Annotated in this window: 1 protein-coding gene; it reads right to left on the bottom strand. The window is 77.2% G+C overall.

The window, feature by feature from the left end:
• Window positions 1-3 precede the first annotated feature (3 nt).
• A complete protein-coding gene (locus tag ACIA5A_RS07855; RefSeq protein WP_396758109.1) occupies window positions 4-14,739 on the bottom strand; it encodes a type I polyketide synthase in 14,736 nt (4,911 codons plus the stop codon).
• Between the last annotated feature and the right edge of the window lie 20 nt (window positions 14,740-14,759).

Here is a 14,759-nt window from a genome sequence, read left to right as displayed (position 1 = left end):
GCCTCAGGACAACCCGAGATCGCGGTCGAGAAGGTCGAAGAGCTCCTGGTTGCTTGCCGTGCGCAGCCGGTCGGCCACCTCGCCGCCGGGTTCCGCCGGCTCGTCCGCGCCGAGCCGTTCCAGCAGCCGGTGCAGCCGCATGGTGATCCGCACGCGGCCGAGGTCGTCGTGCTCGCGCCGGGTGAGCGCCTCCTCCAGCCGGTCCAGCTCCTCCACGGTGGGCAGTTCCCGCTCCGAGGACTCGTCGACGAGCTGGGCGCGCAGGTGCTCGGCGAGGGCCTGCGGGGTGGGGTAGTCGAACACCACCGAGCTGGCCGGCGCGAGGCCGGTGAGCCGGGCCAGCCGGCCGCGCAGCTCCACTGCGGTCAGCGAGTCGAACCCGAGGTCCCGGAACGGCCGGTCGGCGTCGAGGGCGTACGGGCTGTCGTGGCCGATGACCTCGGCGGCGGCGGTGCGGATCAGGTCGACGAGCAGCCGGTTCTGCTCGGCGACGGTCAGGTCGGCGAGGCGCTTGCGCAGCTCCGCGAGCGTCTCCGCGCCGCCGGTGTCGGCCGGGTCGGCGCCGGCGGGCGGGGCCGCCACCTCGGGCAGGTCGCCGATCAGCGGCCGGGGCCGGGCGGCGGCGAAGACCGGGGCGAAGCGCGCCCAGTCCACGTCGGCGACGGTGAGCACGGTGCCGTCGCCCTCGACAGCGGCCCGCAGCGCGGCCATCGCCGGTTCCCGGTCGAGCAGCGTGACGCCCCGCCGGCTCATCGCGCCGGCGTGGTCGTCGCTGACCATGCCGCCGCCGGCCCACGGTCCCCAGTTGACCGACACCACCCGGGCCGGGCCGGCCGGGCGGGACTGCGCCCAGGCGTCCAGGAACGCGTTGGCGGCGGCGTACGCGCCGTGGTCGCCGACGCCCCACGCGGCGGCGATGGAGGAGAAGTAGACGACCAGCTCCAGCGCCGCCGGGTCGAGCAGTTCGTCGAGGTGGCGGGCGCCGGCGGTCTTGCCGGAGACCACGTCGGCCAGTTCGTCGGTGGTGACCGCGCGCAGCGGGTTGAGGCGGCCCACGCCGGCGGCGTGCACCACCGCGCGGACCGTGTCGCCGTCGGCGCGCAGCCCGTCGACGAGCGCGGCGACGGCGTCCCGGTCGGCGAGGTCGGCGGCGACCACCCGGGCCCGCGCGCCGAGGTCGGCCAGTTCGGCCACCGTCTCGGCGACGCCGGGGGCGTCCGGGCCGCGCCGGCTGACCAGGATCAGCGTGCGGGCGCCGTGCCGGGCGAACCAGGCGGCGGCGTACCGGCCGATGGCGCCGGTGCCGCCGGTGATGAGCACGGTGTCCGGGGCGGTCCAGGTCGGGCCGTCCGGGCGGGTCGGGCGCGGGGCGCGGGCGAGGCGGCGCAGGTGGATCCCGGCCGGGCGGACGGCGAGCTGGTCCTCGCCGTCGGTGTTGGTCAGCGCCCGCAGCAGGTGGTCGCCGGTGTCGGCGTCGAGGTCGGCGGGCAGGTCGAGCAGGCCCCCGGCGTGCGCGGGGTGTTCCAGCGCGGTGACCAGGCCGAGTCCCCAGGTGGTGGCCGCGTCCGGTCGGGTGAGCGGGTCACCGGGGCCGGCGCTGACGGCCTGCCGGGTGAGCAGCCACAGCGGCCCGACCGGCGCGACGTCGGTGACGGCCTGGACCAGCGCGAGGTTGCCGGTGAGCCCGGCCGGCACGCCCGGGTGCGCCGGGTGCGGCCGCTCGTCGAGCGCCAGCAGCGAGACGATCCGATGGGGACCGTCGGGCAGGTGCCCGGCCAGCTCGGCGCGGGTCACGCTGGCCGGGTCGACGGTGAGCGTGCGCACCGTCCCGCCGTGCGCGCCGATCAGCTCGGCGATCCGGACCGCCGGGTCGGCCGCCGCGTCGCCAGGCACCACGAGCAGCCAGTCCCCGGTGGCGGTGCCGGCGGTGAGCTGCCGCCGGGGCCAGGTGATCCGGTAGCGCCAGCCGTCGGCGACCGCGTCGGCGCGCCGCCGCTGGTGCCAGTCGGCGAGCGTGGGGAGCTGGTCGCGCAACGGCCGGTCCGGGTCGACGCCGAAGCGGGCCGCGAGGGCGTCGCCGTCGCCGGCGGTGACGACCTGCCAGAACGCGTCGTCGACCGGGTCGGTGTCGGCCGGCGCGGCGACGCCGACCAGCTCGCCGTCGGCGACCGGCCAGAAGCGCTGGTGACGGAACGGGTACGTGGGCAGCGCGACCGGGTCGGCGTCGGGCAGCACCGCCGCCCAGTCCACCGTCACGCCGTGGCAGTGCAGCCGGGCCAGTGCGCCGAGCAGCGCGGCGGTCTCGTCGCGGCCGGGGCGTTGCACGCCGGTGACCAGCGGGCCGCCGTCCGGCAGCGCGTCGGCGGCCAGCGCGGTGAGCACCGTGTCCGGGCCCACCTCCAGCAGCATGCCGACACCGAGGTCGCGCAGGTGGGTGACGGTGTCGCCGAAGCGCACCGCCTCCCGGACGTGCCGCACCCAGTAGTCGGGGGTGCGGATGAGGTCGGCGTCGGCGACCCGGCCGGTCAGGTTGGACACCAACGGCACCACCGGCGCGGCGTAGTCGAGGCCGGCGGCGACGGTGGCGAACTCGGCAAGCATCGGCTCCATCAGCGGGCTGTGGAACGCGTGGCTGACGGTGAGCCGCTTGGTGCGTACGCCGAGGGTGATGAAGTGCTCGGCGAGCGCGGACAGCGCGTCGTCGGCGCCGGCGACCACGACGGCGGTCGGGCCGTTCACGGCGGCGACGGCGGCCCGGTCGGCGTGCCCGGCGAGCGCGTCGGTCACCTCGGTCTCCCCGGCGGCGACGGCGAGCATCCCGCCGCCGGCCGGCAGCGCCTGCATGAGCCTGCCCCGCTGGCCGACGAGCGTGCAGGCGTCCGGCAGGGTGAGCACGCCGGCGACGTGCGCGGCGGTGATCTCGCCGACGGAGTGCCCGGCGACCAGGTCGGGGCGGACGCCCCAGTCGGCGAGCTGCCGGTGCAGCGCGACCTCGACGGCGAACAGCCCGGCCTGGGTGAACGCGGTCTGGTCGAGCTGCGCGGCCTCGTCGCTGCCCTCGGGCGCGAAGAGCACGCTCTTCAGCGGGCGGGGCAGGTGCGCGTCGAGGTGCTGGCAGACCTCGTCGAGCGTCTCGGCGAACGCGGGCAGCGCCTGGTACAGCTCGCGGCCCATGCCGGCGTGCTGGGCGCCCTGACCGGAGAAGATCATCGCCAGGGTGCCGCCGGGCGCGGCGACGTCGCGGTGCAGGGCGCTGTGGCTCTCCCCCGCCGCCAGGGCGCGCAGCGCGGCCGACCGGGTATCCGGGTCGGCGGCCAGCAGCACCGCGCGGTGCCGCAGGTGGGAGCGGGCGGTGGCGAGCGTGCGCGCCACCGCGGCGGCCTCGTCGTCGAGGTCCGTCGCGGCCAGGCGGGCGGCCTGCGCGCGCAGTCCCTCGTCGTCGGCGGCGGAGAGCGGCCAGGGCAGCAGCGGCAGCGCCGGCCGGGGCGCGGCGTGCTCCGGCTCGGCCGGGGCGTCATCGGCGGGCGGGGCCGCCTCCAGGACGACGTGGGCGTTGGTGCCGCTGACGCCGAACGCGGACACCGCAGCGCGGCGCGGCCGGCCGGTCTCCGGCCACGGCCGGGCCTCGGTGAGCAGTGCCACGCCGCCGTCGGACCAGTCGACGTGCGGGGTCGGCTCGTCCACGTGCAGGGTCGGCGGGAGCTGGCCGTGCTGGAGCGCCAGCACCATCTTGATCACGCCGGAGACGCCGGCGGCGGCCTGGGTGTGGCCGATGTTCGACTTGACGGAGCCGAGCAGCAGCGGGCGGTCGGCGGGCCGGTCCTGCCCGTACGTGGCGAGCAGCGCCTGCGCCTCGATCGGGTCGCCGAGGCGGGTGCCGGTGCCGTGCCCGTCGACCGCGTCCACGTCGGCCGGGGTGAGCCCCGCGTTGGCGAGGGCCTGCCGGATGACCCGCTGCTGGGCGGGCCCGTTGGGGGCGGTCAGTCCGTTGCTCGCGCCGTCCTGGTTGACCGCGCTGCCGCGGACCACGGCCAGCACCGGCCGGCCGTCACGGCGGGCGTCGGAGAGTCGTTGCAGCAGCACCAGGCCGGCGCCCTCGCCCCAACCGGTGCCGTCGGCCGCGCCGGCGAACGACTTGCAGCGGCCGTCGGCGGCCAGGCCGCGTTGCCTGGCGAACTCCAGGAACGGCCCGGGGGTGGCCATCACGGTGACACCGCCGGCCATCGCGAGGTCGCACTCGCCGGCCCGCAGCGCCTGCACCGCCAGGTGCAACGCGACGAGCGACGACGAGCAGGCGGTGTCCACCGTGACGGCGGGGCCCTGCAGGCCGAACGTGTAGGACAGCCGGCCGGAGACCACCGCCGCGGCGTTGCCGGTGGCCTGGTAGCCCTCGGTGTCGGCGCGCGCGGCCATCAGCAGCGTGGCGTAGTCCTGCCCGTTGGTGCCGACGAAGACGCCGGTGCCGCTCTCCCGCATGTCGGCCGGGGCCAGTCCGGCCCGCTCGAACAGCTCCCAGCCGGTCTCCAGCAGCAGGCGCTGCTGCGGGTCCATCACCAGCGCCTCGCGGGGCGAGATGCCGAACAGGCCGGCGTCGAAGCCACCGACGTCGGTGACGAAGCCGCCCTCGCGGGCGTACGAGGTGCCGGGCGTGTCCGGGTCGGGGTCGTAGATGGCGTCGAGGTCCCAGCCCCGGTCGGCGGGGAACGGGCCGATCGCGTCGCGGCCCTCGGCGACCAGCCGCCAGAACTCCTCCGGGCTGTCCACGCCGCCCGGGTAGCGGCAGCTCATCGCCACCACCGCGATCGGCTCGTCGAGCGCGGCCACGGCCCGGCTGGGTGCCGGCGCCGCGTCGGTGACGCCGAGGATCCGGTCGGCCAGCCAGCCGGCGAGCAGCGCCGGGGTGGGCCGGTCGAAGACCAGCGTGGCGGGCAGCCGCAGCCCGACCGCCTCGGCGATCCGGTTGCGCATCTCCACCGCGCTGAGCGAGTCGAAGCCGATGTCCCGGAACGGCCGGTCCGCGCCGACCGCCTCGGCGGAGGCGTGTCCGAGCACCGCGGCGGCGTTGCTGCGGACCAGTTCCAGCAGGGCGCGGCGGCGGTCCGGCTCGGCCAGCCCGGCGAGCCGGCCGCGCAGCGGCGACGCCTCGGCCGGCTCGTCGTCGGCGCGGGTGGCGGCGAGCAGCCGGGCCACCTCGGGCAGGTCCTCGATGAGCGGGCGCGGGCGCGCCAGCGCGTACGTCTGGTGGAACCGGTCCCAGGCGATGTCCGCGACGGCGAGCGTGGTGTCGTCCTCGGCGAGCGCCCGGGCGAGCACGGCGACGGCCAGGTCGGGGCGCATCGGCCGGACGCCGGAGCGGAACATCTGGTCGGCGGCGCCCTCGGTGTCCATCATGCCGCCGCCGTCCCAGGCGCCCCAGGCGACCGCCGTGGCGCGGAGGCCGCGCCGGCGGCGGTCCTCGGCGAGCGCGTCGAGGAAGGCGTTACCGGCGGCGTAGCCGCCCTGCAGGCCGCCGCCCCAGACGCCCGCGCCGGAGGAGAAGAGCACGAACGCGGCGACGTCGTCGCCGAACGTCCGGTCGAGGTTGACCGCGCCGGCCACCTTGGCGTGCAGGCCGTCGGCGAGCGCGGCCAGGTCGGTGCCGTCGAGCGGGCCGGCGTGCGCGACGCCCGCGGCGTGGAAGACCGCGTCGATGCGGACGTCCTGCCCGGCGAGCCGCTCGACCAGGCCGCGCAGCGAGTCGGGGTCGGCGACGTCGCAGGCGGCCACCGTGACGCGGGCGCCGAGCGCGGTCAGCTCCGCCTGCAGCTCGGCCGCGCCGGGCGTGGCCGGGCCCTGCCGGCCGGTGAGCACCAGGTGCTCCGCGCCCTCGGTGGCCAGCCAGCGGGCCACGTGCGCGCCGAGCGAGCCGAGGCCGCCGGTGACCAGGACCGAGCCGGCGGGCCGCCAGCCGGTGGCATCGGGCGGGGCGTCGCCGCCGGCGCGGGCGAGCCGGCGGCCGAACAGCCCGGAGGGGCGGACCGCGAGCTGGTCCTCGTGTCCCACGCCGGCCAGCACGACCGCGAGCCGGCCCCGGGCGCGCCGGTCCAGCACGGCGGGCAGGTCGACCAGGCCGCCCCAGCGGTCCGGGTGTTCCAGCGCGGCGACCCGGCCGAGGCCCCAGACCAGAGCCTGCGCGGGGTGGTCGAGCGGGTCGGCCCGGCCGGTGGTGACCGCGCCCCGGGTGGCGCACCACAGCGGCGCGGCGCAGCCGGCGTCGCCGAGGGCCTGCATCAGCGCGAGCGTGCCGGCGAGGCCGGTGGGCACGACCTGACGGTCCGGGTGACCGGCCTCGTCCAGCGCGAGCAGGGACAGCACGCCGGTGAACGCGCCGGTGTCCAGGCCGGCGAGGCGGTCGGCGAGCGTCGCCCGGTCCGGGTCGTCGACGGTGACCGGGACGACGCCGGCGCCGGCCTCGCCGAGCGCGGCGACGACCTGACCGACGAGCGGGTCACCGGCGTACGCGGCGGGGGCGACGAGCAGCCAGGTGCCGGTCAGCCGGGCGGCCGTCGCGGCGGTGAGCGCCGCCCACCGCACCCGGTAGCGCCAGGCGTCCACGGTGGACTCGTCGCGGCGGCGTTGCCGCCACTCGGTGAGCAGCGGCAGCGCCTCGCCCAGCGCCCGGGCGTCACTGCCGTCGACGGCGAGGGTGGCGGCGAGCGCGTCCGCGTCGGCGCGTTCGACGGCGTCCCAGAACTGCCTGTCGGCCTGGTCCTCGACGGCCGCGACCGGGCCGGTGCGCACCGGCGACTCGGGCCAGTAGCGCTGCCTGTGGAACGCGTACGTGGGCAGCGGCACCGGGGCGGCGGCGCGGACGCCGCAGACCGCGGCCCAGTCCACGCCGACGCCGTGGGTGTGCAGCTCGGCGAGCGCGGTGAGCACCCGCGGCCAGCCACCGGCGTCGCGGCGCAGCGTGTTCACCACTGCGGCGTCGTGCTCGGCGTCGTCGATGGTCTCCTGCATGCCGAAGCTGAGCACCGGGTGCGGGCCGACCTCCAGGAACACCTGGTGGCCGTCGGCGAGCAGGGTCCGTACGGCCTGCTCGAAGTTCACCGTCTGGCGCAGGTTGCGGTACCAGTAGTCGGCGTCGAGCGTGGTGGTGTCGGTGGGCGCGCCGGTGAGCGCGGAGTAGAACGGCACCTCGGCCGGGCGGGCGGTGATCCCGGCCAGGCTGGCCAGGAGCCGGTCGGCGACCGGCTCGACGTGCGGCGAGTGGGAGGCGTAGTCGACGTCGAGCGGGCGGACCCGCACGTCGTCGGCGGCGCAGGCGGCGACCATCTCGGCGAGCGCGTCCGGGTCGCCGGCGACGACGACCGAGCCGGGTCCGTTGACCACCGCCAGGCAGAGCCGGCCGGTCCAGCGGTCGAGCATCCGCTCGACCCGTTCGGCGGGCAGGCCGATCGAGGCCATGGCGCCCCGGCCGGCGATGTCGGCGAGCACCTGGCTGCGCAGCGCGACGATCCGGGCGGCGTCCTCGAGGGAGAGCGCGCCGGCCACGCAGGCGGCGGCGATCTCGCCCTGGGAGTGCCCGACCACGGCGCCCGGGCGGACGCCGAGGGAGCGCCACAGCCGGGCCAGGGAGACCATCACGGCCCAGAGCGTGGGCTGCACGACGCCGGAGGCGACGAGCGGCGGCGCGCCGTCGGCGCCGCGCAGCACGTCGGTGAGCGACCAGTCGACCCAGGGCGCGAGGACGGCCTCGCACTCGGCGATGGAGGCGGCGAAGACCGGCGAGGTGTCCAGCAGGTCGACGGCCATGCCGGGCCAGTGGCCGCCGTGGCCGGAGAAGACGAAGACGGGCGCCGGGTTGCGCAGCGCGGTCCCGGTGACCACGGTCGGCACGGTCTCGCCGTCGGCCAGCGCGGTGAGGCCGCGGGTCAGCTCGTCGGCGTCCCGGCCGAGGACGACGGCGCGGTGCGGGAAGGCGGCCCGGCTGCTGGTCAGCGCGTGGGCCACCTCGGCGGGCGCGAACTCGGGGTACGCCTCCAGGTGGGCGCGCAGCCGGGCGGCCTGCTCGGGCAGCGCGGCCCGGTCGGCGGCGGAGAGCGCGAACGGGATGACGCCGGCGTCGACGGCGGCGCCGGGCCGGAACTCGGCCGGGGCGGCCGGCGCGGGGGCGTGTTCCAGGATGACGTGGGCGTTGGTGCCGGAGATGCCGAACGACGACACGGCCGCGCGCCGGGGGCGGTCCCGGTCGGGCCAGGGTGTCGCCTCGGTCGCCAGGGTGATCGCGCCGGCGGTCCAGTCGACGTGCGGGGACGGCTCGTCCACGTGCAGCGTCGGGGGCACGATGCCGTGGCGCATGGCGAGGACCATTTTGATGATCCCGGCGACACCGGCGGCGGCCTGGGTGTGCCCGAGGTTCGACTTCACCGAGCCGAGCAGCAGCGGGGTGTCGCGGTCCTGCCCGTACGTGGCCAGCAGCGCCTGCGCCTCGATCGGGTCGCCCAGCGTGGTGCCGGTGCCGTGCGCCTCCACCGCGTCCACGTCCGCAGTGGTCAGCCGCGCGTTCGCCAGGGCCTGCCGGATGACCCGCTGCTGCGACGGGCCGTTCGGCGCGGTCAGCCCGTTCGACGCGCCGTCGGAGTTGACCGCGCTGCCCCGCACCACGGCCAGGACGCGTCGGCCCTCGCGTTGGGCGTCGGCGAGGCGTTGCACCAGCAGCACACCGGTGCCCTCGCCCCAGCCGGTGCCGTCGGCGGCGGCCGCGAACGACTTGCACCGGCCGTCCGGGGACAGGCCCCGCTGCCGGGAGAACTCGATGAACGTGCCGGGCGTGGCCATCACCGTCACGCCGCCCGCCAACGCCAGGTCGCACTCACCGGAGCGCAGCGCCTGCACCGCCAGGTGCAACGCCACGAGCGACGACGAGCACGCCGTGTCCACGGTGACCGCCGGACCCTCCAACCCGAACGAGTAGGCGACGCGGCCGGAGAGCACGCTGGCGGAGGTGCCGGTGCCGATGTAGCCCTCCACCTCGGCGGGCAGCTCCATCAGGCGCGACGCGTAGTCGTGGTACATGACGCCGGCGAACACGCCGGTGCGGGAGCCGCGAAGCCCGGCCGGGTCGAGGCCGGCGGACTCGAACGCCTCCCACGAGGTCTCCAGCAGCAGCCGCTGCTGCGGGTCCATGGCCAGCGCCTCGCGCGGCGAGATGCCGAAGAAGCCGGGGTCGAACTCGGGCGCCCCGTAGAGGAAGCCGCCGTGCCGGGTGTAGGAGGTGCCGCTGTGGTCGGGGTCCGGGTCGAACAGCGACTCCAGGTCCCAGCCCCGGTCGGCGGGGAACTCGGCGATGCCGTCGCCACCGGCGGCCAGCAACTCCCAGAGCTGCTCCGGGTTCTCCACCCCGCCCGGATAGCGGCACGCCATGCCGACGATCGCGACCGGCTCGTCCAGGCCGGTGGCGGCCGCCGCCTCGGGGGCGCCTCCGGTGTCGGCGCGGGCGCCGGCCAGTTCGGCGTACACCTGGCCGGCCAGGATCTGCGGCGTCGGGTAGTCGAAGACCAGCGTGGACGGCAGCCGCAGCCCGGTGGCCGCGTTGACCCGGTTGCGCAGGTCCACGGCGGTCAGCGAGTCGAAGCCGAGTTCCCGGAACGCCCGGTCGGTCGGCACCGCGTCCACGCCGCCGTGGCCGAGCACCTGGGCCACCAGGCCGCGGACCAGCGCGTCGACCTGGTCGCGGGCCTCCTGCGGGTCGAGGCCGGCGAGGCGGTCGGCCCAGTTGCCCCGGCCGGCCTGGCGGCGGGTGGTGACCGGGCCGAGCAGCGCGCGCAGCAGCGACGGCACCCGGCCGCCGACGACCTGGGCCCGCATCGCCGGTACGTCGATGGCGGCCGGCACGAGCACGGCCCGGCCGGCGGTCAGCGCGGTGTCGAACAGTTCCAGGCCGACGGCGGGGCTCAGGGCGCCGAGGCCGGCGCGGGTGGAGCGGGCCCGGTCGACGTCGGACTGGGAGGCGGCCATGCCGTCGGTGTCCCACATGCCCCAGGCCAGGCTGATGCCGGGCAGCCCGGCCTGCCGTCGCCGCGTCGCCAGCGCGTCGAGCACCCCGTTCGCGGCGGCATACGCCGCCTGACCGGGCGAGCCGAGCACCCCCGCCACGGACGAGAACACCACGAACAGATCCAGATCGAGGTCTCGGGTGGCCTCGTGCAACCACCACGCGGCGGTTGCCTTGGGCGCGAGCACGTTCGCCAACCGCTCCGGGCTGATCGACGACACCACACCGTCGTCCAGCACGCCGGCGGTGTGCACCACACCGGCCAGCCGGCCTTCCACCCCCGACACCAGGCTGACGACCTGATCCCGATCGGTCACGTCACACGCCACCACCGACACCGACGCGCCCAGCCCGGACAACCGCTCCACCAGCGCGTCCGCTCCGGGCGCGGCGGGACCCTGCCGCGACACCAACACCAGCGACCGCACCCCATGACCGGTCACCAGATGCTCCGCGACCAGCGCGCCGAGCGCCCCGGTACCACCGGTCACCAGCACCGTCCCGGCACCGACCACCCCACCGGCATCGGCACCCGCCGTGGCGGGCGCGGCGCGCACCAGGCGCGGCGTCACCACGACGTCGCCGCGCACCGCCACCTGCCCGCCGGTGCCCGGCAGGTCACCCAGCACACCCGCCAGCACCGACAGCACACCGGCGTCGACGTCCCGATCCAGGTCGGCCACCACGATCCGCTCCGGGTGCTCCGACTGCGCCGACCGCAGCAGACCCCACACCGCGGCGCCGGCCAGGTCGACGACCCGGTCCCCGTCCGCCGCCGCCACCGCGCCCCGCGTCGTCACCACCAGCCGCGAGTCGGCGAGCGGCTCGGCCGCCAACCACGCCTGCACCACCGCCAGCACGTCCGCGGCGGTGACCCGCACCGCGTCGGGGACGTCCAGCCCGGACGGCGTGGCGACCGGCAGCACCAGCGTGTGCGGCACGTCCTCCCCCGCGTCGGCGGCGGCCGGCACGTCCGGGTACGCGGGCAGCCCGTCCACGGGCGCGCCGAGCACCGCCCAGCCGGTCAGGTCGTCCACCGGCGGCACCGGCTCCGGCTGCCAGGCCACCTCGAACAGGGACCGGGCCGCGGCACCCGGCGCGGTCAGGCCGGTCATCTCGCGCAGGACCAGGGAGTCCACCGACACGACAGGCGAACCGGCGTCGTCGGCGGCGACCAGGCGCACCGCGCCGCCGTCGCGGGAGAGCCGCACCCGCAGCGCGGTGGCGCCGACGGCGTGCACCTGCACGCCCTCGAACGCGAAGGGCACCCGGGGGCCGCCGCCGTCGGCGGCGAGCAGCAGCCCGATCGGGTGCAGCGCGGCGTCCAGCAGCGCCGGGTGCACCGCGAAGCCGGTCCCGGCGCCGGCCACCTGCTCGGGGAGCGCGACCTCGGCGTACACCTCGCCGTCGCCGGTCCAGGCGCGGCGCAGGCCCCGGAACGCCGGCCCGTAGGCCAGGCCGTGCCCGGCCAGCGTCGGATACCAGTCGTCCAGGTCGACCTCGACGGCGGTGGTCGGCGGCCAGGCCGGCAGGCCGGGCTCGTCGGCGACGGCCGGTTCGAGCACGCCCTCGGCGTGCCGCACCCAGCCGGTCTCCGGGTCGTCCTCGGCCTGGGCGTGCACGGTCACCGCGCGGGCGCCCGCCTCGTCGGCCGGGCCGACCCGCACCTGCACCCGCACCCCGCCGGACGCGGGCAGCACCAGCGGCGCGGCGATGGCCAACTCGCGCAGCCGGGACACGCCCACCTCGTCGCCGGCCCGCACCACCAGCTCGACGAGCGCGGCGCCGGGCAGCACCACCACGTCGCCGACGGTGTGGTCGGCCAGCCAGGGGTGGGTGCCGGTGGACAGCCGGCCGGTCAGCAGCACCATGTCCTCGCCGGCCACCGAGACGGCGGCGCCCAGCAGCGGGTGCCCGGCCGCGCCGAGGCCGGCGCCGGAGACGTCGGCGAGCCGGCCGACCGGCTCCAGCCAGTACCGCTCGTGCTGGAACGCGTACGTGGGCGGGTCGACCGGGCGGGCGCCGGTGGCGGCGAGCAGGGCGTCCCAGTCGACGGTCAGGCCGGCGGTGTGCAGGCGGGCCAGCGCCTCCAGCACGGCGCGGGGTTCGGCGCGGTCCTTGCGCACCAGCGGCACCAGCACGGCCGACGGGTCGGCGAGGGCGCCCTCGGCCATGGCGGTGAGCACGCCGCTGGGCCCGAGTTCGACGTACGTGCCGACGCCCGCCTCGGCGAGCCGGTCCACCGCGTCGGCGAAGCGCACCGCCTCGCGGACGTGCCGTACCCAGTAGTCGGCGGTGGTGATCTCGTCGGGCTCGGCGATCCGGCCGGTCAGGTTCGACACGATCGGCACGGTGGGCGGGGCGTAGTCGAGGCCGGCGGCGACCGAGGCGAACTCGGCGAGCATGGGTTCCATCAGGGCGCTGTGGAACGCGTGGCTGACCCGCAGCCGGTGGGTGGGCGTGCCCCGGTCGGCCCAGTACGCGGCGAGCGCGTCGATCGCCTCGGCGTCGCCGGAGACCACCACGGCGGCGGGCCCGTTGACGGCGGCGATGCCGGCCCGTCCGGTCACGTCGGCAAGCGACGCGGTCACGTCCGCCTCGCCGGCGGCCACGGCGAGCATGGCGCCACCGGCGGGCAGCGCCTGCATGAGCCGGCCCCGCGCGGCGACCAGCCGGGCGGCGTGGGCGAGCGACAGCACGCCGGCGACGTGCGCGGCGGCCAGCTCGCCGATCGAGTGGCCGACGAGGTAGTCCGGCGTGAGCCCGAAGGAGCGGGCCAGCCGGTGCAGGGCCACCTCGACGGCGAAGAGGCCGGCCTGGGTGAACTGGGTCTGGTCGAGCAGGTCGCCGTCGCCGAACAGCACCGGCTTCAGCGGCTGCGGCAGCAGCGGGTCGAGGTGCTGGCACACCTCGTCCAGCGCGGCGGCGAACGCCGGGTACGCGTCGTACAGGTCGCGGCCCATGCCGGCGCGCTGCGCGCCCTGCCCGGAGAAGAGGAACGCCACCCGGCCGCGCGGGCCGGCGGCGCCGGTGACCACGCTCGGGTCGGGTTCGCCGTCGGCGAGCGCGCGCAGCCCGGCGATCAGCTCGTCGCGGTCCGCGGCGAGCACCACCGCCCGCGCGTCAAGGCCGGCGCGGCGGCGCGCGGCGACGGCCCAGTCGACCGGCCGGGCGTCGGGGTCGGCGGCGACGTGCCCGGCCCAGCGGTGGGCCTGCGCGGCGAGCGCCTCGGGGTCGCGGGCGGAGAGCAGCACCGGCGCCAGCGGCGGCGGCGTGCCGGGCGCGTCCTCGGGCTCCTCGACGGCCGGCGGTTGCTCGACGATGACGTGGGCGTTGGTGCCGCTGATGCCGAACGACGACACGGCCGCCCGCCGGGGCCGGTCCGACTCCGGCCAGGGCCGGGCCTCGGTGAGCAGGGTGACCGCGCCGGCGGTCCAGTCGATGTGCGGGGACGGCGCGTCCACGTGCAGCGTGCGGGGCAGCACGCCGTGCCGCATCGCCTGGACCATCTTGATGATGCCGGCGGCGCCGGCCGCGGCCTGGGTGTGGCCCAGGTTCGACTTCACCGAGCCGAGCCAGAGCGGGTCGCGCCCGTCGCGGTCCTGCCCGTACGTGGCCAGCAGCGCCTGCGCCTCAATCGGGTCGCCGAGCGTGGTGCCGGTGCCGTGCGCCTCGACCACGTCCACGTCGGCCGGGGACAGCCGCGCGTTGGCGAGCGCCTGCCGGATGACGCGTTCCTGGCTGGGGCCGTTGGGGGTGGTCAGGCCGCTGCTGGCGCCGTCCTGGTTGACCGCGCTGCCCCGGATGATCCCGTGGATGCGCCGGCCGTCGCGTTGCGCGTCGGAGAGACGTTGCAGCAGCAGCATGCCGACGCCCTCGGCCCAGCCGGTGCCGTCGGCGGACGCGGCGAACGACTTGCACCGCCCGTCGGCGGCGAGGCCGCGCTGGCGGGAGAACTCGGCGAAGACGCCGGGTGTGGAGAGCACGGTGACGCCGCCGGCGAGGGCCAGGTCGCAGTCGCGCTGGCGCAGCGCCTGCACGGCGAGGTGCACCGCGACGAGCGACGAGGAGCAGGCGGTGTCGATGGTGACGGCCGGGCCTTCCAACCCGAACGTGTACGCCACCCGCCCGGACACCACGCTGCCGGAGTTGCCGGTGCCGAGGTAGCCCTCGACGCCCTCCGGCAGGTCCAGCACCCGGGAGGCGTAGTCGTGGTACATCACGCCGGCGAACACGCCGGTCCGGGTGCCGCGCAACCGGTGCGGGTCCAGCCCGGCGGACTCGAACGCCTCCCAGGTGCTCTCCAGCAGCAGCCGCTGCTGCGGGTCCATGGCGAGCGCCTCGCGCGGCGAGATGCCGAAGAACGCCGGGTCGAACTCGGTGGCCTCGTAGAGGAAGCCGCCCTTGTCGGTGTACGAGGTGCCCGGGTTGTCCGGGTCGACGGAGAAGAGGCGGTCCAGGTCCCAGCCCCGGTCGGTCGGGAAGTCCCCCACCCCGTCGCGGCCGTCGGCGACGAGCTGCCACAGCTCGTCCGGGCCGTGCACGCCGCCCGGGTAACGGCAGGCCATGCCGACGATGGCCATCGGCTCGCGGTCCTTGGCCTCCACCTCGCGCACGCGCCGCCGCGCCTCCCGCAGGTCGGTGGTGGCGCGGCGGAGGTAGTCGAGGAACTCTGCCTCAGTGGGCATCGGGGTGCTCCGTATCGGGATCAGAGGTCCGGGGC

The organism is Micromonospora sp. NPDC051300 (genome assembly GCF_044455315.1).
Taxonomy (GTDB): domain Bacteria; phylum Actinomycetota; class Actinomycetes; order Mycobacteriales; family Micromonosporaceae; genus Micromonospora; species Micromonospora robiginosa.
Note: the sequence above shows the minus strand (reverse complement) of the source record. Positions and strands in the feature narration are given on the sequence as shown.